Origin of the sequence: Microbacterium sp. ProA8 (assembly GCF_039905635.1) — a bacterium.
Classification (GTDB): Bacteria; Actinomycetota; Actinomycetes; order Actinomycetales; family Microbacteriaceae; genus Microbacterium; species Microbacterium chionoecetis.
Genome location: NZ_CP157000.1, coordinates 3,838,549 through 3,863,876, shown reverse-complemented (window position 1 = coordinate 3,863,876; position 25,328 = coordinate 3,838,549). Strand labels below are relative to the sequence as shown.

Here is a 25,328-nt window from a genome sequence, read left to right as displayed (position 1 = left end):
TCAGTGCCGAGGCGGAGTGAATCCCGGCGCGGTGCGAGCGACGATGCGGCTCGACGCCACGGCCACGCGCTCGTTCGGGGCGAGCGTGACGGTTAGAGACGAGGTCTCCGTCTGCAGCTCCCCCGCGACGTTCGACGGCGACATCCCGACGACTCCCGACACCTCGCCGTCGGTGTCGAGGATCACCCGCCAGCCGCGCGGGAATCGCAGCCACGCCGCGCCGTCGCGGTGCACGTGCACCGATGAATCGTCGGCCGCGAGTTCGTAGCGGAAGCCGCCCACGACGCGCGCCGACGCGACGGCCCGGGCGGACCGGTCATGGTCGAGGCGCGTCGGTGCCATGCCGCTGAGCCAGACCTCGCCGTCCGGACGAGCGAGGATCCCGCAGTCGCGCTCCAGCGCGTCGAGCAGCCACAGCATCGCCGGGGAGTACCTCTCGGTGTACCCGGCGTCACCGGACCACGGGTCGAGGCACTGGGGGAAGCGGTCGTGGCCGGCGACCGAGGCCAGCACACTGCGGTGCACCAGTGAGAGTTCGGCGATACGGCCATGGGCCTCGAAGGCGTGGGCGGCGCGGATGAGCGTCAGGAAGTTGACCGGCCCCGCCCAGGAGTTGCGGGTGTGGTCGCCGTCGAATCGGGGATCGTCCATCGAGATGGACGTGAAGCCGGCGCGCGACAGGAAGCGCCGTGTGTTCATCAGGTGGCGCTCGAGCGCGTCGGCGAAGAGCCGATCGTCGCCGATGCCGCAGGCCAGCACCCGCAGCAGCACGTCGGAGGCGAGGCGCAGGTGCGTGCCGTCGGCGAGGCGGTCGAAGAACAAGCCGTCGCCCTGGTCGAAACACTCCTCGAATAGAGCAGCACGCGAGGCCTCGGCCTTCTCTCGCCAGGGCTCGGGATCCTCACCGAGCTCGACGGCGATCAGCGCGAGCGCGGCTCGCTGCGCGGCGACGTTCGCCGTGAGGTCAGGGGCGATGAAGGGCAGCCCGGGGACTTCGGCATCGTAGCGGGCAGCGTCGCCCTCGAAGCAGCGCTCCGGAACGTGCCAGAAGCGAGGCGAGAGGTCGTGGCCGGTGTCGAACGTGCAGAATGCTTCGACCGCCCCCGTGCGGCGGGTGTCGCGATGCTCCGCCAACCACGCGTCGTTGCGGGCCATCGCGTCGTACATGCGGCGGAGGTACACGAGGTCGTGCGCGCCCTCGCGGCCGGTCAGGAGGTGGTGGTTCCAGACGGAGCGCGCGAGGGGCGTGACGGTCTGGATCTGCGAGTACGCCGGGCCGGCATCGGTCACCTTGTAAGGGAGCAGCCCGTCGGCGCGCTGGTGCTCGGCGAAGAGCAGGTGGGTGGTGCGCGTGACCGACGGTGCGAACCGGTCCAGGAGCTCGGCGCTGATGGTCGCGGTGCTCTCAAGCCAGGCACCGTGGTAGACGCCCCCCTCGTGCAGCGCGGGCGTACCTCGCATCGGGCTCACGCATTCCGCCAACTCAGCCAACGCTCGGTGCCAGCGCTCCTCGAGTCGTCCCCCCAGCGCCGCGAACGAGATGCCCCGCCGGGTCAGATCGCTATGGAGCGGATGCCCTTCCCCGATGCCGGCGCGCGTGAGTGGGTCGCCGGCCCGCAGGCGTGCGAACGCCTCGTCGATCGCGGTCATCGTGCCCCCTTGTGTCTCCGCGTGCCTTTGCGTCTGCCGGCTGGCGCCGCCCTGCGGCATCCGTTCGCCGATCTGGGCGGCTCCGCATACGCGGAGCCGCCCAGATCACACTGTGTCGGTCAGTCGGCCGCGAGCGAGGCCGAAAGCTCATCGACCCACTGCTGCGCGCCGGCTTCGACCGGTGTGTTACCGAACAGGATGTCGGACTCGATGCGCTGCGACAGCTCATTGAGGATGGCACCCCCTGCCGGCTGCGGCGGCGCGACCACGCCGACATCCAGCACGGTCTGCAGGTACTCCGCGGACTGGGCATCGGCCGGTGCGAGCAGCGGCTCGACGACCGCAAGGGTATCGGGATTGAACGGCAGGCCTCGGTTGGCGAGGATGATCTCGGCCGCCTCAGGCTGGTTCAGGAGCCAGTCGACGAGGAGTGCGGCCGCCTCAGGGTGCTCGGTGCTCGATGCGATCGACCAGAACTGGGAGGGCAGCACGGCCACGCCTGACAAGTCGGTCGACGTCGGAGGCGTCAGGATCTCGACCTCCCCGCCGGCCCCGGCCGCGTAGGTCGCGATCTGGTTGCTGTAGGCGAAGGTCATCCCCGCCCGGCCAGTGCCGAACAGCGTGAGGTCGGGCGTGACGTTCCAGTGCTCGACGATCACCGAGGGATCGGGCAGCCCACCGCCGGCAACGAGCTCCTCCTCCATCTCGTACCAGGCTTGGATGGTCTCGGCGTCGACAGCCAGCTCCCCGTCCCAGTCGTAGATGCCGGTGTCCACGTACTGCGCCACGTACGTGCCCAGGATGTCCTGAATCCGCAGATCGAGGCCGACGATCCCGTCGCCCGCACCCGCCGAGATCGCATCGGCGGTCTCGACGAAGTCCTCCCATGTCCATGAGCTGTCGGGCAGGTCGACGCCCGCTTGCTCGAAGATCGCCGGATTGATCAGCACGCCGATCGCGTTTCCGCCGGTAGGCAGCCCATACAGCGTGTCGTCCACCGTCGCGTTGGTGAGGGTGAAGTCGGGGTAGTTTTCGGTCGGCAGCTGCTCGCTCACCGTCGACAGATCCAAGAGCGCGCCGGCATCGCCGTACTCCTGCGGCTTGGCGCCGCCCAAGGCGAAGACGTCCGGAGCGGTTCCGGAGGCGAAGTCCGTGGCGAGGCGGTTGAAGAGGTCATCGGGGGCGCCGACGGGTTCCTCCACCACGGTGATGTTCGGGTATTCGTCCTCGAACAGATCGATGGCCTCCGCCATGATCGCGGAGCGCTCGTCGTTGCCCCACCAAGCGATGTGGAGCTCGATCTCCTCTTCAGGGTCGAAGCCGTCGGAGGAGGGCGGTGTCTCGCCGCCGGCCGCGCAGCCCGCGAGTGCGAGCGTCGCGACGAGGGTCGTTCCCAGGGTGACCCGCATCCCGGCGGATCGTGCTTTACGCGTCATTGCGCCTCTTTCGTCAGGTATCGCGTGCGCACCGTCGTCGGCGGCACATCGCCTCGAGAGCCTCAGCCGTCGAGAAGCGGTCGAGAAATCGCTTTCACGGAAAGTAGCAAAGGCGATTGCGCTCTGTCAATTGTTGTCGTATCCCCGTTATCGAGTCGATGCAGGGGTGCTGTAGATGCGAGCCCCGGGATTACGCGACGCGCGCCGTTTGACGTCGCCGAGTTCGTCGGGTAATACTGAGCAATCGGTGAAAGCGGTTTCTCGCTTACCGTGACAAGGAGGTCTTCGTGAGCAGCATCGGTGAGCTGCGCCAGATCGCGATCAACGCCCGGCGTGGTGCGAATGGCGGCGTTCGGTCCAAGAACCCCGACAACAAGGCGGGCTACCTCTTCCTCGCCCCGTGGCTCGTGGGTCTCGTCGTCTTCACCATCGGACCGATGATCGCCTCGCTCCTGCTGGCGTTCACGGACTACAACCTCCTGCAGCCGCCACGGTGGTCGGGTTTCGACAACATCGCCGAGATGATGGGCGATGCGCGTCTGTGGAACTCGCTGCGTGTGACCCTGACCTACGTGGTGGTGTCGGTGCCGCTGCAGCTGGCCCTGGCGCTCGCCGTCGCGGTGCTCCTGGATCGCGGCATGCGGGGTCTGGCGTTCTATCGCTCGATCTTCTATCTGCCGAGCCTCCTCGGCGGATCCGTCGCGATCGCGATCCTGTGGCGCCAGGTGTTCGGCAAGGACGGCATCGTCAACGCCTTCCTCGCGTGGTTCGGCATCGAGGGCCCCGGCTGGATCTCCCATCCGGATTATGCGCTGGCGACGATCATCATCCTCCACGTGTGGACCTTCGGGTCGCCGATGGTGATCTTCCTCGCGGGTCTGCGCCAGATCCCGGAGATGTACTACGAGGCGGCTCAGGTCGACGGCGCCGGGCGGGTGCGACGTTTCTTCTCGATCACCATGCCGCTGCTGACCCCGATCATCTTCTTCAACCTGGTTCTTCAGATCATCTTCGCGTTCCAGTCCTTCACGCAGGCCTACATCGTCTCGGGAGGCACGGGAGGACCGTCGGACTCGACGATGTTCTTCACTCTCTACCTGTACAAGGAGGCGTTCACCGAGTTGAACATGGGCTACGCCTCGGCGATGGCCTGGTTCCTGCTGATCGTCATCGCGGGGTTCACTGCGTTCAACTTCTGGATCTCGAAGTTCTGGGTCTTCTATGACGACTGAACTGCGCCCGCCAGCATCCGCCCCACTCTCCGAAGGACCATCCGCCATGACCGCACTCGACGAGGCTCCGACTCCCGTCGCATCGCCACCCCTCGACGAGGACGCCCTGCGCATACGCCGTCGCCGGCGCTCCGGCGCGGTGCAGTCGGTGCTCAAGCACGCCGGACTCATCGCGCTCTCGCTGCTGATGATCTACCCGCTCATCTGGCTGGTGGTGTCTTCGCTGAAGCCCAACAGCGAGATCTTCACCGACCTCGGCATCTTCACCACCGAGCTGACACTCGAGAACTACGTGCACGGCTGGACGTCGCAGCAGCTTCCATTCGGGCGCTTCCTGATCAACTCCAGCATCCTCGTGGTGGGCGCGATCATCGGGAACCTGGTCTCGTGCTCGCTTGCTGCGTACGCCTTCGCACGGCTGAAGTTCTGGGGCCGCAACGCCTGGTTCGCGATCATGCTCGGCACGATCATGCTGCCCTTCCACGTGGTGCTCGTGCCCCAGTTCATCATCTTCCGCGAGTTGGGGTGGCTGGAGACGTTCCTTCCCCTCATCGTCCCGAAGTTCCTTGCGATGGACGCCTTCTTCATCTTCTTGATGGTCCAGTTCATCCGCGGACTGCCGAAGGAGATCTTCGAGGCTGCCCGCATCGACGGCGCGGGGCACGCGCGGATCTTCGGCCAGGTGACGCTCCCGCTCATGGTGCCCGCCCTCGCGACCACCGCGATCTTCACGTTCATCTGGACGTGGGGCGACTTCTTCGGGCCGCTCATCTATCTGCGCACGCGCGAGAACTTCCCCGTCTCGGTCGCGCTCAAGGGGTTCATCGACGCGCAGTCGTCGTCGAACTACGGCGCGATGTTCGCGATGTCAGTCGTGTCGTTGATTCCGCTCTTCCTCGCCTTCCTGCTCGGCCAGCGGTATCTCGTCAAGGGCTTCGCGACGACGGGCATCAAGTGAGCGCGAATGATGTGAGCGGTCGGCAGCTGGACGGGTGCCCCGTGACCGGCGCCTCTCGTCATCCACGCACCCGCTTCGCGATCGTCGGCACCGGCAGCCGTGCGCAGATGTACCTCGATGCCATCATCGGTCCGCATGCCGAGGTGGCGGAGCTGGTCGCGTGGTGCGATACGAACCCGGGCCGCCTCGACTGGTACGCCGAGCGGCTGCGCACCAGCGGCGTCGCCGAGCCGCCGCGCTTCGCCCCCGAGAGCCTGGCTGAAGCGATCGCCGAGTTCGGCATCGACCGGGTCATCATCACGTCGCCGGACTGGACGCATGCCGACAACATCGTGGCCGCGCTCACTGCGGGCGCGGACGTCGTCGTCGAGAAGCCGCTCACCACGACGGTGGACGGGGTGCGGCGGATCACGGATGCCGTACAGCGCAGCGGCCGGGCCGTCACCATGACGTTCAACTACCGGTATTCCCCGCGCAATTCCGCGCTCAAGCAGGTGGTGAGCTCCGGTGAGATCGGCGAGGTGACGTCGGTGCACTTCGAGTGGGTGCTCGACACGGCGCACGGGGCCGACTACTTCCGCCGGTGGCACCGCGACAAGGAGCAGTCAGGCGGCCTGCTCATCCACAAGGCCTCGCACCACTTCGACCTGATCAACTGGTGGCTGGACGACCAGCCGACGCGGGTCTTCGCCAGCGGCGGACTGCGCTTCTACGGTGCCGACAACGCCGCGCGCCGCGGACTGGGCCCGCGCCCGATCCGCGGATCCGATGACTCGCCGCTGCGCGACGCGTTCAGCCTCGACCTTCGGGAGGATCCTGCCCTGCGCGGGCTGTACTTCGAGCAGGAGGCGCACGACGGCTATCTGCGTGATCGCGACGTGTTCGACGCCGGCATCACGATCGAAGACAACCTGTCGCTCGTCGTGGATTACGCCCGCGGAGCCTCGATGTCGTATGCACTGAACGCGCACGCGCCATGGGAGGGCTACACCGTCGCGATCAACGGCACACACGGCCGAGCGGAACTGAGCGTCGTCGAACGCGGCGAGGTGCTGCTCGCTGCCTCCGGTCGTCCTACGGCGATCGTCGACCCGAGCGCGACGCCGGACGGAGTGGGGCGCGCTGCGGTGCGTGCGGTGGGCGAGCGGCTCGTCGTGCAGAGCCACTTCGGCCCAGCCCGCGAAGTCGCGATCCCGAAGGGTGACGGGGCCCACGGCGGCGGCGACGCGCGCCTGCTGGCGGAGGTGTTCCGCGGGGCGGCGGAGGATCCGCTCGGACACGCGGCGACCTGGCGCGACGGCGTCACCGCGGTCGCGGTCGGACTCGCGGGCAACCGCTCACTCGAGAGGGGTCAGGTCGTCCGGGTCGCTGATCTGGGCTTCGGCCCCCGAGCCGATGCCGTGCCGGCGGCGACAGCGGCGGGCAGCTGACGGCGCCACCGACTGACAGCGGCTCAGACGCCCGACACCACCGCGTTGTCGAGCTCGTCGGCGTCGACGCCGGGCCGTTCGGCCTGGTTCGTGAGCAGCACGTAGGCGACGCCGGCGGTCGGGTGCACCCAGAACTCCGTGCCTGCCCAGCCGCCGTGGCCGAAGACGTCGCGGTCGATGAGGCCGGGCGCTCGCGTGCGGAGGTTGAAGGTGAAGCCCCAGTCCTGGCCGCGCTGGGCCGGGTAGGGCTCGAGACGGGCGATGTCGCCGGTGAGCGGCCGCAGCATCATCGCCAGCGTCGCGGGCTGCACCACGCCGTCCCGCTCGCCCCGTCCGATCCGCAGCAGCGCGGATCCGAGCGCGAGGAGGTCGCCGGCGGTGCCGATCATGCCGGCGCCGGGGTTGCGGTGGCTCGCGAACCCGCGCATGTCGAGACCGAGACGCTCCGCATCGACGACCCGGTGCGGGTCGGCGGCAGGGTCGAGCGTGAGCCCGGTCGCGCCGAGCGCGGGTGCCCACGCCGCGATGTCGGCATCCCATGTCCGCCCGGTGCGCTGCCGCACCAGTTCGGCGATGCCGTCGAACGCCACGGTCGAGTAGCGCGATGCCGTGCCGGCGGCGAAATCGCGACCCGGTGCCAGCAGCGCTGCGCGCAGCCCCTCGGCAGGGTCGAGAGACGGTTCACGGATGCCGGAGGTGTGGCTGGCGAGGTGGCCCAGGCGCACCACGTCGTCGCGGCCGGCACCGAACTCGGGGATCGCCGACGACAGCGGCGTCTCGGTGGTGAGCTGCCCGCGCTCGATGGCGCGCGCCGCGGTCAGGCCCGTCAGCACCTTGGTGATGGAGAACAGCCAGTACGGGTCGTCGACGGTGGCCCGGCGGCCGTCCGTCGCGCCGAACGCGTCGAGCGCGGCCACGCCGTCGGGGGTGGCGACGCCCAGGACCGCCGTGGGCAGGCGCCCCTGGTCGACCTGCCGTCGCGCCCAGTCGAACGCCGCTGCGTATGCGGTCACGTGCTCTCTCCTTCAGCTGCTGCGCGGTGGACGTCTGCGGCACCAGGTCAGGCGCCTGCCGTTCGACGGACTACGCGCGCGGCTCGTAACGTACGGGAGCCGCGACGGCCGAGACCGCGCGGCGCAGATCGTCCAGGGTCGCGTCCGGCCCGAACCAGCCGTGCGCCCGTGCCTGCACGAGCACATTGCCGAGCGCGGTCGCCTCGACCGGACCCGCGAGGACGGGAAGCCCCGAGCGGTCCGCCGTCGCCTGGCACAGCAGCCGGTTGAGGGCCCCGCCGCCGACGATGTGGATCACGTCGATCTCGCGGCCGGTGAGCCGGCCCGCGGTCGCGACGGCGTCGGCGAACGCCTGGGCGATGCTCTCGACGATCGTGCGCGCGAACGCCTCGCGGGTCGCCGGCGCCGGGCTGCCGCCTTCGGCGAGCACGGCCCCGATGCGCGCGGGCATGTCGCCGGGGGCCGACAGTCGCGGGTCGTTGGCGTCGAACAGCGGGACGTCGCCCGCGACGTGGGCTGCGGCATCCAGCAATCCGGGAAGATCGATCGCCGCGCCGTCTTCGGCCTCCCACGTGCGCACCGCCTCGCTGAGCAGCCAGAGCCCGGTCACGTTGTGGAGGAAGCGCACGCGCCCGTCGACGCCGCCCTCGTTCGTGAAGTTCGCCTCGCGCGCCGCGTCGCTGACGACGGGCTCATCGAGCTCGACACCCACGAGGCCCCATGTGCCGCACGAGATGTACGCCGCGTCGGGGGTGCTCAGCGGCACCGCGACGACGGCGGAGGCCGTGTCGTGCGAGCCGACCGCGATCACCTCGAGCGGCGCGCCGACGCGCTCACGCGCCTCACCGTGCAGCGTGCCGAGATGCTCGCCCGGATCGACCAACGGCGGGAGGACGGATGCCGGGATCCCGAGTCGCGCGGCGAGCTCGAGGTCCCACTCGCCGGTGCGCACGTCGACCAGACCCGTGGTCGAGGCGTTCGTGCGCTCGGCCACACGTACCCCGGTGAGGAGGAACGCGATGAGGTCGGGGATGAGGAGCGACACGTCGGCATCGGAGAGTCGCGCCTCGACGGCGTACTGGTACAGCGTGTTGAAGGGCAGGAACTGCAGCCCGTTGCGGCGGTAGAGCTCTTCGAACGGTGCCTCGGCGTGGACCGCCGCAACCCCTCGCTCGGTGCGCTCGTCGCGGTAGTGGAACGGCTCGGCGAGCAGCTCGTCGCGGTGCACGAGGCCGTAGTCGACCGCCCACGAGTCGATGCCGATGCTCGCGATGCCCGGCTCTCGTCGGAACGCCTCGGTGAGCCCGTCGACGATGTGGCGGTACAGCGCGGAGAAGTCCCAGTGCAGACCGTCGGGCCCGGGCACCGGACCGTTCGGGAATCGCGCGACCTGCTCGAGGCGCAGCATCCCGTCGTCCACGTGGCCGAGCATGACGCGTCCGCTGGTGGCGCCGAGATCGACTGCAGCGACCACGCCGCCCGTTGTCATCGAGTACCCCCGAGCGTTTCGTCTCGCTCGTTCCTCGCTCGCTCAACGACCGAGACCTGGGCCCGGTCGTTGAGCGAGGGAGCGCCAGCGACCGAGACGAAACGCACAGAACGCGGGGTCATCGCAGGAACGCGGCGGCGACGCCGGAGTCGACCGGGATGTGCAGGCCCGTGGTGCGGCTGAGTTCAGGGCCGGTCAGCACGTACACGGCATCGGCGACGTTCTCGGGCACGACCTCGCGCTTGAGGATGGTGCGGTTCGCGTAGAACTGGCCCAGGTCCTCTTCCTTGACGCCGTAGGTCGCGGCGCGGTTGGCGCCCCAGCCGGAGGCAAAGATGCCCGAGCCGCGCACCACGCCGTCGGGGTTGATGCCGTTGACGCGCACGCCGTGCTCGCCGAGTTCGACCGCGAGCAGGCGCACCTGGTGGGCCTGGTCGGCCTTGGTCGCCGAGTATGCGATGTTGTTCGGGCCTGCGAAGACGGAGTTCTTCGACGAGATGTAGATCACGTCGCCGCCGAGCTTCTGCTCGATGAGGATCTTCGCGGCGGCCTTCGAGACGAGGAACGAGCCCTTCGCCATCACGTCGTGCTGCAGGTCCCAGTCCTTCTCGGTGGTCTCCAGCAGCGGCTTCGACAGCGACAGGCCGGCGTTGTTGACGACCAGGTCGACACCGCCGAACGCGAGCACTGCGGCGTCGAAGGCGGCCTGGATCGCGTCGGCGTCGGCCACGTTCGCGGCGACGCCGATGGCGACATCCGTGTTGCCGAGCTCGGCGGCAGCCGCCTGCGCCTTCTCGAGGTCGAGGTCGGCGATGACGACGCACGCGCCCTCGGCCGCGAGGCGGGTCGCGATGGCCTTGCCGATCCCGGATGCCGCGCCCGTGACCAGTGCGATACGGCCCTGGTGGGTCTTCGGCTTCGGCATGCGCTGCAGTTTCGCCTCTTCGAGGGCCCAGTACTCGATGCGGAACTTCTCGGCGTCCGAGATGGGGGAGTAGGTCGACAGCGCCTCCGCGCCACGCATCACGTTGATCGCGTTGACGTAGAACTCGCCGGCGACCCGCGCGGTCTGCTTGTTGGCGCCGTACGAGAACATGCCCACGCCCGGGATGAGCACGATGAGCGGGTCGGCGCCGCGGATCGCCGGGCTGTCGGCGGTCGCGTGGGCGTCGTAGTACGCCTGGTAGTCGGCGCGGTACGCCTCGTGCAGTTCCGTCAGCCGCGCGATCGAGTCCTCGACGGAAGCCGAGGCGGGCAGGTCGAGGATGAGCGGCTTGACCTTCGTGCGCAGGAAGTGGTCGGGGCAGCTGGTGCCGAGCTCGGCGAGGGCCGGGGCCTTCTCGGACGCGAGGAAGTCGAGAACCTCAGGCGAGTCGGTGAAGTGGCCCACCATCGGCTTGTCGGTCGACGCGAGGCCGCGGACCGTCGGCGCGAGCGCGGCGGCCTTGGCGCGGCGCTCGGCCTCGGGCAGCGCCTCGAAGCCGCTGCGGACTCCTCCGAACGGGTCGGCCTTGCCGTTGCGTGCGATGTAGTCGGCGGCGGTCTCGATGATCCAGAGCGAGTTCTGCTCTGCCTCTTCGGACGTGTCGCCCCACGCCGTGATGCCGTGCCCGCCGAGGATGCAGCCGATCGCCTGCGGGTTCTTCTCCTTGATCGCGGCGATGTCGAGGCCGAGCTGGAAGCCGGGGCGCCGCCACGGCACCCATACGACCTTCTCACCGAAGATCTTCGACGTCAGCTCCTCGCCGTCGGCGGCGGTCGCGATCGCGATGCCCGAGTCGGGGTGCAGGTGGTCGACGTGCGCGGCATCGACAAGGCCGTGCATCGCAGTGTCGATCGACGGCGCGGCGCCGCCCTTGCCATGCAGGCAGTAGTCGAACGCGGCGACCATCTCGTCCTCGCGCTCGACGCCGGGGTAGACGCTCACCAGGGCGCGCATGCGGTCCAGGCGCAGCACCGCGAGGCCCGGCTCCTTCAGCGTGCCGAGGTCGCCGCCCGAGCCCTTGACCCAAAGCAGCTCGACGGGCTCACCGGTGACCGGGTCGGTCTCGGTGCCCTTCGCCGACGTGTTGCCGCCGGCGTAATTCGTGTTCTTGGGGTCTGCGCCGAGGCGGTTGGACCGGGTGATGAGATCGGAGACGGCCGGGTTGGTCATGGCTGGATTCCTTCTGGGGTGGCTGATGTCGCTCAGGCGAGTGAGGCGGGAGCGGAGGCGGGTGCTGCGGGGCGAGCACCGGCGAGGGACAGGGAGGCGAGGCGGGTCGCGAAGCGATCGAGGGTGACGAATGCCGCGGGCTCCTGCGGGCGGTTCAGATGACCGTGATCGGTGCCCGGCTCGGTGACGACCTCGATCGGACGCCCGGCGGCCCGCAGCGACGCGGCGAACGCCTCACCCGAGACGCGAAGCTCGTCGACGTCGCCGTTGACCATGAGTGTGGGCGGGAACTCCGCGAGGTCGTCGGCGCGAGCGTTCCCGGGGATCGCCGCGAGCGGCGCGTCGTCGATCGGGCCGCCGAGGTAGTTCTCGTACATGGCGCGCACCATCTCCGGCCGGAACCGGTCGGCCTCGGGCTGCGCGTCGAGCGCGGCACGGAGTGCGGCGTCCGGTGCCGGCTGCACCGCGAGCAACGTGGGGTAGGCGAGGAGCACGAGGGCCGGAAGGGTCACCGCGCGCCGTTCGATGAGGCGCAGCGTCGCCCCGGCGGCGAGGTTGCCCCCGGCACTGGTGCCGCCGATCGCCAGCCGCTCGGGATCGATCCGGAGGCGGCCCGCGTTGTCGACGGTCCACGACCAGGCGGCGAGCATGTCATCGGATGCCGCGGGGTAGTGGTCGCCGCCGCCCGTCCGGCCGGCGGCATCCCAGCCTTCCGGAACGGGGGCGAGGCGGTAGTCGACCGAGACGACCGTCGTGCCGCGGGCCGCGAGCTGTTCGGCGACCCAGTCGGACTCGGGCATGTCGAGGTCGCCGAACGCGAACGCACCGCCGTGCGCCCACACGAGTCCGGTGCCGTGGGGCTCACGCGCAGGGTAGACGCGCACGAGGCCGTCGGCGGCGGAGTAGGGCTCGCTCATCTGGATCCTTCGGGTCCGGGCCCGGCATCGGTGCCGGGATCGAGGTGGTGCACCGGGGGAGCGGGGATCGGCATCCCGCACCCCCGGTGGGTCTGGGTTACGGCTTCAGGCGCCCCAGCCGGCCTGCGTGCCGCCGACGCGGTCCGCGGCGATCTGCTGCTGGTAGCCGGATGCCGCGTAGGCGGCCATCGGGTCGGCGGCGAGTCCGCGCGACTCGCGCCACTCGGCGAGGGCGGGACGCACGTCGGTGTAGAACGCGTCCATGAAGACGGCGTTGGCGCCGAGCACGTCGTTGGCCTGCTGCGCCGCGGCGAGGGCGTCGCGGTCCACGAGCAGAGCGCGCGCCGTCATCTCCTGGACGTTCAGCACCGAGCGGATCTGGCCGGGGATCTTGTCCTCGACGTTGTGGCACTGGTCGAGCATGAAGGCCACGTCGGGGTTGTTGAGGCCGCCGCCGCGCACCACCTCGAAGATGATGCGGAACAGCTGGAACGGGTCGGCGGCGCCCACGATGAGGTCGTCGTCGGCGTAGAAGCGCGAGTTGAAGTCGAACGAGCCGAGCTTTCCGAGGCGCAGCAGCTGCATGACGATGAACTCGATGTTCGTGCCCGGCGCGTGGTGGCCGGTGTCGAGGCAGACCATCGCCTTGTCGCCGAGCGACACGACCTGCGCGTAGGACGTGCCCCAGTCGGGAACATCGGTGTGGTAGAACGCCGGCTCGAAGAACTTGTACTCGAGCACGAGGCGCTGCTCGTCCGACAGGCGGTCGTAGATCTTCTGCAGCGAGTCCTGCAGGCGGTCCTGACGCGCACGGATGTCGGCCTGCCCCGGGTAGTTCGATCCTTCGGCGAGCCAGATCTTCAGGTCGCGCGAGCCGGTGGCATCCATGATGTCGATGCACTCGAGGTGGTGGTCGATCGCCTTGTTGCGGATGCGGTCGTCGTGGTGCGTGAGCGCCCCGAACTTGTAGTCCTCGTCCTGGAAGGTGTTCGAGTTGATGGTGCCGAGGCTCACGCCGAGGTCTTCGGCGTGACGGCGCAGGTCGGCGTAGTCGTCGACCTTGTCCCACGGGATGTGCAGGGCCACGCTGGGCGCGAGCTTCGTGTAGGCGTTGACCTGCGCGGCATCCGCGATCTTCTCGTACGGGTCGCGGGGCGTCCCCGCCGTCGTGAAGACGCGGAAGCGCGTGCCGGAGTTGCCGAACGCCCAGCTCGGCAGTTCGATGCCCTGGCCTTCGAGGGCGGACAGGATGTCGGGTGACAGCGTCGTCATGATGCGGTGCTTTCGTTGTCGGATGCCGCGGCCGAAGCTGCGGCGAGTTGGTCGTGGAGGTGGAAGATCTCGGTGAGGGGGGTGGCCGCCTGATCGGGCCGGCCGTCGAGGCCGACGAAGAAGCGGCCCATCTCGGCCTCCCAGCGGCCGGCGACCTCGGAGTTGGCGAGGTATGCCTGGGCCGCCTCGTCGTCGTCGGTCTCGTAGTACCCGATGAGGCGCCCGCCCTCGCCCAGGAAGAGCGAGTAGTTGCGGCGGCCGGAGGCCTCGATCTCGGCGAGCATCTCGGGCCAGACCGGGGTGTGGCGGGCGACGTACTCGTCGAGCAGTTCAGGGTGGACCAGGAGCTGGAAGCAGACCCTTCGCACGCCCGCGCCCTGGTGCGCCGGCGCGCTGGGTGAGGCCTCCGGACGCCCGTGTCCGGCCGGTGTGGTCTCGCTCGTCATGGCGTGGTGTTCCTTCGTGTGCGGCCGTGGTGTCGACGCTGACGGGCCATCCGGTTGCTGAATCGTTTCAACGATACGACATCTTCTCGACACTCGCAACCGGAAAGCGTTTCCCATCCCATCGTAGGCTGTCGGTCGTCTAGGTGTCGGTAGCGTGGTGCCCGACCCGATGCGAGGGAGCACACGTGGAGCAGCACGAACGGGCGCTGGGCGCCTATGTCGATTCGGTCCGCGAGCAGCCCGGCGCTCTGGCGGTCGTGGCGATCGGGTCGGTCGCGCAGGGGCGCGAGCGGTCGGACTCCGACGTCGACGTGTACTTCGTCGTCGACGACGAGCGCTTCGCCGCCGAGACCGCGGCGGGACGATTCGCCTGGATCGAGCGGTACGGGGTGGACTATCCCGGTTCGTACATCGACATCAAGCTCGCGAGCCCCTCGTACCTCGAGACGGCGGCCCAGCAGGCAGACGACCCGACGCGCGCCTCGTTCCGCGACGCCCGCGTCGCCTGGAGCGTGCTTCCCGGGATCGAGCAGACGCTCGAGCGGATCGTGACCCTGCCCGACGACGTGTGGGACGAACGCGTGCGCTCCCACCTTTCGCAGGCGCGGCTGTACGGCGGCTACTTCCTCCGTCAGGCGGTCGAGCGCGACGACGAGTTCCTGCGCCGCCACGCGGGACTGCACCTGACCCTCGCGGCGGCACGCGCGGCACTGGCTGCGGCGCACGTCATGATGCCGGGCCCGAAGTACATCTCGAAGCTGGTGCGGTCCGTCCCCACGCCCGGCGGGTTCGTCGAGGCGTGGGAACGGGCTCTCGCCGATCCGGATGTGGAATCCGGAGAAGCACTGCTCGGCATCCTGTTCGAATGGCTCGGCGGTGGTCTCACTCCGGAGGAGACGCTGTCGATCTTCATCCGCGACAACGAGCTCGCCTGGCTCCGCGGGACGGTGCCCGCGGAGTTCTGGTGAACCCACGGGTGCTCGGCAGCGCACGTCCCATCACCCCTTGACCGCTCCGCTGGTCAGGCCCGCGACGATCTGCCGGTTGAAGAAGATGTACATGATCAGCGGCGGGATCGTGATGAGCAGGATGTCCATGAACAGCAGGTTCCACTGACTCAGATTCTGGCTCTGGAAGTTGTACAGCGTCAGCTGCACGGTCGCGTTCGCATCGCCGGGGAGGAAGTACAGGGGACCCGTGAAGTCGTTGAAGACGCGCACCGCCTGGACGACGATGATCGTGATCATCACCGGGCGAAGCAGCGGCATCACGACCGAGAAGAACAGTCGCATGGGTCCGGCTCCGTCGATGATGGCCGCTTCGTCGAGCTCCCGCGGAATCGTCGAGACGAATGCGCGGAAGAGCAGGATGCAGAACGAGAGGCCGAAGGCCGCCTCGATGAGGATCATGCCCGGCATCGTCTTGAAGAGCCCGAGGCCCTGCAGCACCCAGATCGTCGGCACCACGGCCGGCGGCACGATGAGCCCGGCGAACACCAGGAAGTAGACGATGGCGTTCCAGCGCGATTTGCGGCGCTGCAGGACGTACCCGACAGCGGCCGAGAAGATCACCATGATCGCGACGCTGACCACTGTCAGCACGGTGCTGTTCCAGAAGGCGCGCAGGATGATGTAGTCGCGTGTCTGCAGCACCGTGAGGAAGTTCTCCCACAGGAACCAGCCCTGCTGGGGCAGTGAGAACTCGAAGAGCGAGGCCTCCTGCGGGTTCTTCGCGGCGGTGAGGAAGATGAACGCGAAGGGCACGATGAAGACCACGATCGACAGGAAGATCGCGATGACGCCGACGACGTACTTGCGCAGGAACTTCCGGAGCGTGAGCGGACGACGGTCCTGGCGGACGGCGCGTCGGACGGCGCGTGCGTCCGCGGTCGTGATGGCGCGCGTGACGGTCATGATTCCACCTGCCGACGGTTGATGAAGTAGAAGATCGGCACGACGATCGCCGTGACGATGACGAAGAGCACGACGTTGCCCGCCGTCGACAGGCCGTAGAAGCCGGCCTGGTACTGCTTGTAGATGACCGAGGCGATCACGTCGCTCGAGAATCCGGGGCCGCCTCGGGTCATGGCCCAGATCAGCTCGAACGACCTCAGGCCGCCGATGAGCGAGAGCAGCACAACCGTGCCGGTCGCGGGCACGACGAGCGGGAGCGTGATGTTGCGGAAAACCTTCCAGGCGCCGGCGCCGTCGACACGGGCGGCCTCGAAGTACTCCTGGGGGATCGCGACGATCCCGGCGATGTAGATGAGGGTCGCGATGCCGACGCCCTGCCAGACGTCGACGAGCGACACCGAGTACAGCGCGAGGGAGGGATCCGTCAGCCAGGCAGGCCCCTCGATGCCGATGGCCGCGAGCGACTTGTTGATGAGGCCGTCGAAGGGGTCCATGAGGACCTTGAACGTGATGCCGACGCCGATCGTCGACACGAGCACCGGGAAGAAGATGGTGGCCCGCAGGTAGCCGCGGCCGAGGATCGAGCCCGTCAGCAGCAGTGCGAGGGCGAGTCCGAGCACGACCTTCAGGCCGGAGGTGATGAAGCCGTAGATGAAGGTGTTGATGAGGCTCTGGTAGAGCATCGGCTCGGTGAAGAACGTCACGAAGTTCTGGAAGCCGATGAACTCGACGTCGAAGAGCGACCAGCGGGTGAGGCTGAAGTAGAACGACGCGAAGGTCGGCACGGCGAAGAGGACGACGAAGAGGATCCCCGCCGGGATGTAGAACCACAGCGGGTACATGCTCCTCATCGTGCGCCGCTTGTGCGGCGGGGGTGCGGCGGTCTTCTCCGGCCGCGCGGGTGCGAGCGTCGTCATGTCATCTCCATTGATGTGAAAGGGGGTCGCGCCGCGGACGACGCGACCCCCGGAAACGGATGCTGTTCAGACCCGCGCGCGGATCACCAGCCCTCGAGGCCCAGCTGCTGGGCCTGCTTGACGACGTCCTCGTCATAGAGGGCGGCACCGTCCTCGGCAGAGCTGATGCCCGAGCCGACCTGCACCGTGATGTTCTCGAGGTTCGGTCCCTTGATGGGCGACAGGAACTCGAGCGCGGGGTTGGTGTTGCCCTCGTCGAAGTAGACCTGCATGTCCTTCAGCAGGCCGGGCACGTCGTCGGGCAGGGTGCAGGCGTTCGCGTAGGGGCCGCTGGGCACCATGGCGGTGTTCTGCACCTCGCAGCCGGCTTCGGTCTGCGTGAACGCCACGAACTTCTTCGCGGCCTCGAGCTTGTCGCCCTCGGTCGTCTTCGGGATGTAGATCGCGTTCGGCAGCCAGACCGTGAGCTTCGTGTCGGCCGCGTCCTGAGCGGGCAGCGGGAAGACGCCCACGTTCTCGAGCTCATCGGGGTTGTTCTGCGCGATGGTCGAGACGATGCCGGTGAGGATCGGGTAGTGCGCGCCTTCACCGGTGGCGATCATGCGGGCGCCGTCGTCGAAGAGCGCGGAGCCGAAGTCCTCGTTCCACCAGCCGGCTTCGAAGCCCGCCTGCTGGTTGGCGAAGCCCGCCAGGGCCGGCTCGTCGACGTACTTGCGGTTGCCCGCGGTGTACTCCTCGGCCCAGTCGGGGTCGGCCGCCAGCACGTTGCCGAAGTCTCCCAGCACGAACAGCTGGCTCGTCCAGGTGTCGCCGTAGGTCTGGATGACCGGGGTGATGCCGGCGGCTTTCACCGCTTCGTTGTTCGCGGCGAACTCCTCCCACGTCGTCGGGATCTCGAGGCCGAGGTCGGCGTAGATCGCCTTGTTGTAGACGACGGCGCCGGCCTGGGTGGCCCCCCACGGTGCGCCGTAGACGCCGTTGTCGGTCGAGACGACAGCCGTCATCGTGTCGATGAGGTCGCCCGGCCAGTCCTCATCGTCGAGCGGGACGAGGTTCTGGTCGGGGTTCAGCGCCTGGAACAGCGAGCCCGAGTTGTAGTGGAAGACATCCTCCATCTCGCCGGTGGCGAGCTTGGTCTTCATCAGGTTGTCGCCCTCCGTGCCGGCGGGCTGCGTCTCGAGTTTGACCGAGATGTCGGGGTTCTCGGCCTCGAAGGCCTCGATGAGGGCGTTGGCCGCAGCGACGTTCGCTTCGGCGTTCTGCGTGAGATACGTGATCTCGACCGAGCCGTCTTCGGACCCGCCGCCGCCGCTGCACGCCGCCAGCGGCAGGCTCAGTGCCATGAGGCCCGCACCTGCGAGGAGGACTTTCCTGGTCGGGGAGCTCTTCATCTTTACCTCCTTGTAAAGCTGAGCGGACGATCCGCCCACATTGCCGGAATCCCTGGTGCTTTCGCCGAGTGGATCTTCATGCCTCGGGCATTGAAACCATTCAACCCTCGTAAGGTACGTCCGTTCCGCTCCGGAGGTCAACCATCGGCATACGCCCGAGCATCACAATCGTGTAACGGTCTACACTGCGGTTGACAGATAAGCATGAATCGTTTCACGATTGTGACGCTGGTCGGCGATGCTGCCGACAGCCGAAAGGACTCAGCCATGGCGGCTCTTCCCTCTCCCTCGGCACTGGATGCCGCGACCCGCGTGGTCGCGCTGCGCACCCAGCACGGGCGCGGACTCCTCGGCATTCCGCGTGACGGCCTGCGCCTCAGCTGGCGTGCGGAGACCGACGACCCCCGCGCGCGCATCGTCGGCTATCAGGTCGCCCAGGGGCCTGAAGGCGCGGAGCCGACGCCGGCCGAGCCGGTCGCCGACACGCGCACGGCCGGTGTCGCGATACCCGGATCCCTCGCTCCCCGCGAGCGCCGCGCCTTCGCTGTGCGCCTGGCGACGACGACCGGCTGGACCGGCTGGAGCGAGCCTGTCGTGGTGGAGGCGGGCGTCGACGGAGCCGACCTGGAGGCATCCGTCATCGGCACCGACACGCCGGCGGACGGACCCGTCCCCCTGCTCCGTGCCGAGTTCGTGCTCGATCGCGCTCCGGCGTCCGCGCGCCTGCGCCTGAGCGCCCTCGGCCTCGTCGATGCGTGGATCAACGGCGAACGCGCGAGCGATGCGCTGCTGACGCCCGGCTGGACGTCGTACCAGGAGCGCATCCTCCTCGACACGGTCGACGTCACGCCGCTGCTGCGCGAGGGAGTGAACGTCATCGTCCTCGCCGTGGCCGACGGCTGGTACCGCGGCAGCTTCGGCTTCGCGCGGCGCCAGGCGATCTACGGCGACCGCACCGGCGCACTGGCGCAGCTCGAGGCCGACGGCCAGATCGTGGCGAAGACCGATGCCTCATGGCGGGCCGGCTTCGGAGCCGTGCGCAGCGCCAGCATCTACGACGGCACCGTGACCGACCTGCGCCTTGACGACCCCGCGGTGCACGACCCGGGCTTCGCAGACGAGACGTGGGTCGCCGCATCCGTCATCGATGTCGACCCTGCCCGCTTCGAGCCGCGCTCCGCACCGCCCGTCCGGGTCGTCGCCGAACTGCCCATGGCACTGAGCCATCACGAAGGGCGCACGCGCCTCGACGGCGGGCAGAACGTGTCGGGCTGGGTGCGGCTGGTGGTGAGCGGCCGAGTCGGCGACGTCGTGACCGTGCGCCACGCCGAGGTGCTCGAGCCCTCGGGCGACCTGCACGTCAAGGCCCTGCGGTCCGCGAAGGCGACGGACGTCTACACGCTCGATCGCGACGGTGAGCACACGCTCGAGCCGGCGTTCACGTTCCACGGGTTCCGCTACGCCGACGTCGACGGCGCCGAGGTGGTGTCGGCCACCGCCGTCGCGATCTCGAGCGACCTCGCCCCCCGCAGCACGTTCTCCTCGTCGCACGCGGCGCTGGACCGGTTCCACTCAAACGTGTTCTGGTCGCAGCGCGACAACTTCGTGTCGGTGCCGACCGACTGCCCGCAGCGCGACGAGCGACTCGGCTGGACAGGCGACGCCCAGGCCTTCGCGGCCACGGCGAACACGCTCCTCGACACCGAGGCGTTCTGGCTCTCGTGGCTGAAGGATCTCGAGATCGATCAGACCGACGAGGGCGGGGTGCCGGCCGTCGTGCCCGACATCATCCGCCCGCAGGACATGCTGATGGGCGGCGTGGAGACGCCGAACATGGGCCGGGCCGGTTGGGCGGATGCCGCCACCATCATCCCGCTCGCCGTCTACGAGTCGTACGGCTCGGATGAGGTGCTCGTCCGCCAGCGACGCAGCATGCGGCGTTGGGTGGAGCACCTGCGCCGTCGCGCCGGGGATGACGTCGTGCTCCCTGCCGGCGACTACCAGTTCGGCGACTGGCTCGACCCCGACGCGCCCGGCGACCGGCCGTGGGAGGCGAAGGTCTCGAGCGACTTCGTGTCGAACGCGTTCTACGCGCACTCCGCCCGTCTGCTCGCCCGCGCCGAGCGCATCCTCGGCGATGAGGCGAGCGCCGCGGAGTACGACGCTCTGGCCGACCGCGTGGGCGCGGCGACGTTCGCGCGGTGGGGCGAGGAGGCCATCCTCACGCAGAGCGGCGCGGCGATGTCGCTCGAGTTCGGGCTGGCGCCCGACGACCGCCGCGCCGAGATCGCCGCGGGGCTGGCCGAGAACGTCCGCCGTGAGAACGGCCGGATCGCGACAGGCTTCCTCGGCACGCCGCTCGTGCTGTTCGCGCTGTCGCACAGCGGCCACCTCGACGAGGCGTACCTCATGCTGCTGCGCCGCGAGGCGCCCTCCTGGCTCTATCAGGTCGATCGCGGCGCGACGACGGTGTGGGAGCGCTGGGACGCGATCCTGCCCGACGGCAGCATCCATTCCGGCGCGATGGACGCCCTCCCCACCGAGGACGCCTCGCAGGACGACACCGGCATGCTGTCGTTCAACCACTACGCCTACGGGGCGATGATCGACTGGGTGTATCGCACGGTGGCGGGGCTCGCTCCGGATGCCGACGACCCCGGGTATCGCACCGTGCACGTGGCGCCGCGGCCGGCGGTCGGGCTCGATCACGCGTCGGCGTCGATCGACACCCCGCAGGGCCGTCTCGCGATCGAGTGGCGCGTCGACGGCGGAGTGTTCGAGGCCACGCTCGAGGTGCCGTTCGGCGCGCGCGCCCTGCTCGATCTCCCCGTCACGGCGGAATCCACCGTCACCGTGGGCGCCGCCCCGGCGCCCGCCGAGCTCCGCCACGGCACGCACCGCATCGTCGTCACCGCACCTGCGGTCGCGGCACCCGGCGCCGTCGTGCCCGCCTGATCGCGGCATCCGTCAACGCCACCCGCACAATCCACACCACACCGACCTTCCCCCAAGGAGTGCCATGAGCAGCCCCGTTCCGCACATCATCATCGACGCCCCGCACGGCAGCGACGTCGTCGCGTCGCCCGTCCCCGAGTTGGGCTGGCGCACCGAGACCACGACGCCCGGCTGGCTGCAGGCCGGAGCCGAGATCGAGATCACGCGCGACGGCGAGCCGTCGACTCACCGTGTCGAGGGGCGCGCCTCCACGCGCCTCGCCTGGCCCTTCGCTCCCCTCGCGCCGCGCGAGCAGGCGTCGCTCCGTGTGCGGGTGACCGGGGAGGACGGCGTGCAAGGCGAGTGGAGCGCGCCGCGCCGCGTCGTGGCCGGTTTCCTCGGCGCCGACGAGTGGCGGGCCGCGACCATCGGGCTTCCCGCGCCGTCCGAGACTGCGCAGCCCGGATACCTCCGCACCGAGTTCGAGGCGACGGGTCCGGTCGCCCGCGCCACTCTTTACGCGACCGCGGTCGGCGTGTACCAGGTGGCGATCGGGGGCGTCGACGTGGACGACCAGGTGATGAAGCCGGGCTGGACGCCGTACGAGCAGCGCACGATCCACGAGACGACCGACGTCACCGCTCTCGTCGGCGAAGGCCCCAACGCGATCGGCGTGCGGCTCGCCGGTGCCTGGGCGACAGAGCGGTTCGGGTTCCGCGACAACGCCCGGCCGCTCTACGGCGACCAGCCGCGATTCGCCGCGCAGCTGCTCGTCGAGTACGCCGACGGATCGAGCGAGTGGGTGACGACGGATGCCTCGTGGCAGGCGTCGACCGGACCCCTCACCGCCAGCGGGCTGTACGCGGGCGAGGACTACGACGCCCGTCGCGCGCTCGTCGACGCCGGGGGCAGCGGCTTCGCGGAGGCCGGCTACGACGCCGGGGGCTGGGCGCCGGTCGCCGAGCTCGACGCGATCCGCGCGCCCGAGGCACGCGTGTCGCCGTTCGTGCGCCGCCTCGACGAGCTCGCGGTGCGCGAGGTCATCACGACTCCGAGCGGCAGGACGGTGCTCGACTTCGGGCAGAACCTCGTCGGGCGCGTGCGCATCCGGGTGTCGGGTCCGGCGGGCGCCGAGGTCACGCTGAAGCACGCCGAGGTGCTCGAGCACGGTGAGCTCGGAACGCGGCCGCTGCGCGCCGCCGCGGCGACCGACCGCTACACGCTCGCCGGCGAGGGCGTCGAGGAATGGGAGCCCGAGTTCACCTTCCACGGGTTCCGCTACGCCGAGGTGGAGGGGTGGCCCGGAGAGTTCGACCCGGCGGCCGTCACGGCAGTAGTGATCCACAGCGACATGGAGCGCACCGGCTGGTTCGAGGCATCCGATCGGCTGGTCAACCAGCTGCACGAGAACATCGTGTGGGGGCTGCGCGGCAACTTCCTCTACCTGCCGACCGACTGCCCGCAGCGCGACGAGCGCCTCGGCTGGACCGGCGACATCCAGGTGTTCGCACCCACGGCGTCGTTCCTGTACGACGTGCGCGGGTTCCTCGACTCGTGGCTGCGCGACCTCGCGCTGGAGCAGGTCGACGGCGTCGTGCCGTTCGTCGTGCCGAACGTGCTCGGTGCCGCCCGGCCCGCCGCCGCGTGGGGGGATGCGGCGACCATCGTGCCGTGGGTGCTCCACGAGCGCTACGCCGATGTCGCCACCGTCGAGCGCCAGTACCCGAGCATGAAGGGCTGGGCCGACGCGCTCATCGAGCTCGCAGGACCGCGTCGCCTCTGGGAGGGCATGTTCCAGTTCGGCGACTGGCTCGACCCCGATGCGCCCCCGCACCTGCCGGCGAACGCCAAGACGGATGCCGACATCGTGGCGTCGGCATACCTCTTCCGGTCGGCGGATGCCGTCGCCCGCGCGGCGGCGCTTCTCGGCAAGGACGACGAGGCGCGGCAGTACGCCGCGATCGCCGAGGAGGTGCGCACCGCGTTCCTCGCCGAGTACGTGACCCCGCGCGGACGCATGATGTCGGACGCGCAGACCGCGTACGCGATGGCGATCGTGTTCGACATCGCTCCCGCCGACCAGCAGCAGGCGCTCGGTGCGCGGCTGGCCGAGCTCACGCGCCTGTCGGGCTACCGTATCGGCACCGGATTCGTGGGCACGCCGATCATCCAGGACGCGCTCACCCGCACCGGGCACCTCGAGACGGCGCGGCGCCTGCTCACGCAGACCGAGAGCCCTTCGTGGCTGTACCCGGTGACGATGGGTGCGACGACCATCTGGGAGCGCTGGGACTCGATGCTGCCGGACGGCTCGATCAACCCGGGCGAGATGACGTCGTTCAACCACTATGCGCTGGGCGCGATCGGCGACTGGCTCCACCGCGTCGTGGCCGGTCTCGCGCCGGAGGAGCCGGCGTACGCACGCCTGCGCATCCAGCCGCATCCCCTCGCCGAGTTCGACCACGCGTGGGCCGAGCACCTCACCCCCTACGGCACCGCCCGCGCCGGCTGGACGCGGCAGGACGGCGTGGTGCGCGTCGAGGCGATCGTCCCGCCGAACACGACGGCGGTGGTCGTGCTCCCTGACGGGCGCGAACTCGAGGTCGGTTCGGGCAGCCACGAGTGGGAGGTGGAGGATGCCGCACCGCCGGTCGCCGCCACCCGCGTCGGCCTCGAGTCGACTCTGGCGGAGGTGATCGACGATCGCGAGGCGTACCGTGCGATCGTCGAGGTGCTCGAGGCGGAGAACCCTGATGCGGCGCAGGCCTTCCGCACCCACACCAAGTGGTCCACGCGCCGCGAGCTCGGCGAGGCGCTGTTCATGCACGCCGGTCCCGATACCCAGCGCCTGATCGGGGAGCGTCTCGCCGAGCTGTCGGCGCAGCGCGAGGAGGCGATGGTGGATGCCTGACCGGGCGCCGGGCCGGCGGGCGACCGCCTCCCCGGCGGGTCCTCCTGCGGCCCGGCGGTGCCGCGGGGCAGCCGTGCCCTACACTCGCGGACAGCGGCAGGAAGTCGGAGGAGTGCCATGGTGGTGAGTGTGCGGGACGTCGCGGCTGCGGCATCCGTCTCCGTCGGCACGGTGTCGAACGTGCTCAACCGGCCCGAGAAGGTGTCGCCGGCGACCGTCGAGCGGGTGACGCAGGCGATCGCAGAGCTCGGCTTCGTGCGCAACGACGCCGCGCGTCAGCTGCGGGCCGGGCGCAGCCGCAGCATCGCGCTCATCGTGCTCGACGCGGGAAACCCGTTCTTCGCCGAAGTCGCGCGCGGCGCGGAGGACCGGGCCGCCGAGGCGGGCATGAGCGTGCTGCTCGGCAACAGCGACGAGCGCTCCGATCGCGAGGACGCCTACGTCGAGCTGTTCCGCGAGCAGCGGGTCAACGGCGTGCTCGTGACACCGGTCGACGGCGACCTCGGGCGGCTCGAGCGACTCCGCACCGGCGGTGTCCCGGTCGTGCTCGTCGACCACGAGGACTCCGCCCGGGGGTTCGGGTCGGTCTCCGTCGACGACGTCGAAGGCGGCTACCTCGCGGTGTCGCACCTTCTGTCGACCGGCCGTCGGCGCGTCGCCTTCATCGGCGGTCCGGGTTCGATCCGCCAGGTGGCGGATCGCCTCGAGGGCGCGCGACGCGCCATCGCCGAGGTGCCCGGCGCAGCCCTCGAGGTCATCGAGATGTCCGCCCTGTCGGTGCTGCAAGGGCGCGAGGCGGGAGAGCTGCTGCGCGGCCGGACCGCGGCGGATCGTCCCGACGCGGTGTTCGCGGCCAACGACCTGCTCGCGGTCGGCGCGCTGCAGGCCTTCACCCTCATGTCCGACCTGCAGGTGCCCCGCGACATCGCGCTCATCGGCTACGACGACATCGACTTCGCGTCCGCCACCGTGGTTCCGCTGAGCTCGATCCGCCAGCCGGCGCATCTGATCGGCTACACCGCCGTCGACCTGCTCCTGAAAGACATCGAGGCGCCCGAGGGTGAGCACGAGCGCACGGTGCGCTTCCAGCCCGAGCTCGTCGTCCGCGAGTCGACCGCCGGCTGAGTCACGCATCTGCCGGCGGATCGGTGGTCCGCTCCGGCGCCGGCGACGGGCGTGGGCCACCTCGAGGAGCTCGAGCAGGTGGCGGCACTCGAAGCAGGTCCCGCCTGGGCGCGGCGACTCCTCACTGAGCTAGACTGCA

At 69.6% G+C, this 25,328-nt stretch carries 18 protein-coding genes; 7 read left to right on the top strand and 11 right to left on the bottom strand.

The genetic code is table 11. The annotated features are described in order from the left end of the window. Entirely contained in the window at positions 1-1,650 is a 1,650-nt protein-coding gene (locus ABG085_RS17245; RefSeq protein ID WP_347976972.1) for a hypothetical protein, read from the bottom strand. 119 nt (positions 1,651-1,769) lie between these two features. Beyond that, entirely contained in the window at positions 1,770-3,086 is a 1,317-nt protein-coding gene (locus tag ABG085_RS17240) for an extracellular solute-binding protein (RefSeq protein ID WP_347976971.1), read from the bottom strand. Between the two features lie 314 nt (positions 3,087-3,400). Between ABG085_RS17240 and ABG085_RS17235 the strand changes: the two genes are divergently transcribed. From ABG085_RS17235 to ABG085_RS17225, 3 genes are read left to right on the top strand one after another with little or no spacing between them, the layout of a single operon-like run. Further along, positions 3,401-4,318 (top strand): sugar ABC transporter permease, encoded by a 918-nt coding sequence (locus tag ABG085_RS17235; RefSeq protein ID WP_347979232.1) that lies wholly within the window; start codon positions 3,401-3,403, stop codon positions 4,316-4,318. A 46-nt stretch (positions 4,319-4,364) separates the two neighbouring features. Continuing rightward, positions 4,365-5,276, top strand: a complete 912-nt coding sequence (locus ABG085_RS17230; RefSeq protein ID WP_347976970.1) for a carbohydrate ABC transporter permease — start codon at positions 4,365-4,367, stop codon at positions 5,274-5,276. Positions 5,277-5,317: 41 nt separating this feature from the next. Next, the gene (locus ABG085_RS17225; RefSeq protein ID WP_347976969.1) at positions 5,318-6,706 is read left to right on the top strand and encodes a Gfo/Idh/MocA family oxidoreductase; all 1,389 of its coding nucleotides are present in this window, start codon (positions 5,318-5,320) and stop codon (positions 6,704-6,706) included. A 23-nt stretch (positions 6,707-6,729) separates the two neighbouring features. Here ABG085_RS17225 and ABG085_RS17220 read toward each other — a convergent pair whose 3' ends face one another. The 6 genes from ABG085_RS17220 to ABG085_RS17195 form a co-directional block, all read right to left on the bottom strand. Continuing rightward, a complete protein-coding gene (locus ABG085_RS17220) occupies positions 6,730-7,719 on the bottom strand; it encodes a serine hydrolase domain-containing protein (protein ID WP_347976968.1) in 990 nt (329 codons plus the stop codon). A 70-nt stretch (positions 7,720-7,789) separates the two neighbouring features. Then, a complete protein-coding gene (locus ABG085_RS17215; RefSeq protein WP_347976967.1) occupies positions 7,790-9,208 on the bottom strand; it encodes a rhamnulokinase family protein in 1,419 nt (472 codons plus the stop codon). Positions 9,209-9,326: 118 nt separating this feature from the next. After that, positions 9,327-11,363: a bifunctional aldolase/short-chain dehydrogenase gene (locus tag ABG085_RS17210; RefSeq protein WP_347976966.1), complete on the bottom strand. Its 2,037-nt coding sequence runs from the start codon at positions 11,361-11,363 to the stop codon at positions 9,327-9,329. A gap of 32 nt (positions 11,364-11,395) precedes the next feature. Further along, a complete protein-coding gene (locus ABG085_RS17205; protein WP_347976965.1) occupies positions 11,396-12,280 on the bottom strand; it encodes an alpha/beta hydrolase fold domain-containing protein in 885 nt (294 codons plus the stop codon). 105 nt (positions 12,281-12,385) lie between these two features. Continuing rightward, positions 12,386-13,552 carry an L-rhamnose isomerase gene (gene rhaI / locus ABG085_RS17200; protein WP_347976964.1) on the bottom strand — a complete coding sequence of 389 codons (1,167 nt, stop codon included), beginning with the start codon at positions 13,550-13,552 and terminating at the stop codon, positions 12,386-12,388. After that, a complete protein-coding gene (locus tag ABG085_RS17195; RefSeq protein WP_347979231.1) occupies positions 13,549-13,920 on the bottom strand; it encodes an L-rhamnose mutarotase in 372 nt (123 codons plus the stop codon). Before ABG085_RS17195 ends, rhaI begins: the two co-directional genes overlap by 4 nt. Positions 13,921-14,183: 263 nt before the next feature. Here ABG085_RS17195 and ABG085_RS17190 point away from each other — a divergent pair, with 263 nt between their 5' ends. Further along, the gene (locus ABG085_RS17190; protein WP_347976963.1) at positions 14,184-14,966 is read left to right on the top strand and encodes a nucleotidyltransferase domain-containing protein; all 783 of its coding nucleotides are present in this window, start codon (positions 14,184-14,186) and stop codon (positions 14,964-14,966) included. 30 nt (positions 14,967-14,996) lie between these two features. Here the strand turns inward: ABG085_RS17190 and ABG085_RS17185 are convergent, their stop codons facing one another. The 3 genes from ABG085_RS17185 to ABG085_RS17175 form a co-directional block, all read right to left on the bottom strand. Further along, the gene (locus tag ABG085_RS17185; RefSeq protein WP_347976962.1) at positions 14,997-15,911 is read right to left on the bottom strand and encodes a carbohydrate ABC transporter permease; all 915 of its coding nucleotides are present in this window, start codon (positions 15,909-15,911) and stop codon (positions 14,997-14,999) included. Continuing rightward, complete coding sequence (locus ABG085_RS17180) at positions 15,908-16,828, bottom strand: sugar ABC transporter permease (protein ID WP_347976961.1); 921 nt, start codon at positions 16,826-16,828, stop codon at positions 15,908-15,910. The genes ABG085_RS17185 and ABG085_RS17180 overlap by 4 nt, the downstream gene beginning before the upstream one ends. An 83-nt stretch (positions 16,829-16,911) precedes the next feature. Continuing rightward, positions 16,912-18,219: an extracellular solute-binding protein gene (locus tag ABG085_RS17175; RefSeq protein WP_347976960.1), complete on the bottom strand. Its 1,308-nt coding sequence runs from the start codon at positions 18,217-18,219 to the stop codon at positions 16,912-16,914. 267 nt (positions 18,220-18,486) lie between these two features. Here ABG085_RS17175 and ABG085_RS17170 point away from each other — a divergent pair, with 267 nt between their 5' ends. The 3 genes from ABG085_RS17170 to ABG085_RS17160 all read left to right on the top strand — a co-directional run bounded on the left by ABG085_RS17170 (position 18,487) and on the right by ABG085_RS17160 (position 25,189). Beyond that, a complete protein-coding gene (locus tag ABG085_RS17170) occupies positions 18,487-21,174 on the top strand; it encodes a family 78 glycoside hydrolase catalytic domain (protein WP_347976959.1) in 2,688 nt (895 codons plus the stop codon). 64 nt (positions 21,175-21,238) lie between these two features. Further along, positions 21,239-24,064 carry a family 78 glycoside hydrolase catalytic domain gene (locus ABG085_RS17165; RefSeq protein ID WP_347976958.1) on the top strand — a complete coding sequence of 942 codons (2,826 nt, stop codon included), beginning with the start codon at positions 21,239-21,241 and terminating at the stop codon, positions 24,062-24,064. Between the two features lie 117 nt (positions 24,065-24,181). Further along, positions 24,182-25,189, top strand: a complete 1,008-nt coding sequence (locus tag ABG085_RS17160; RefSeq protein WP_347976957.1) for a LacI family DNA-binding transcriptional regulator — start codon at positions 24,182-24,184, stop codon at positions 25,187-25,189. The last annotated feature ends 139 nt before the right edge of the window (positions 25,190-25,328 follow it).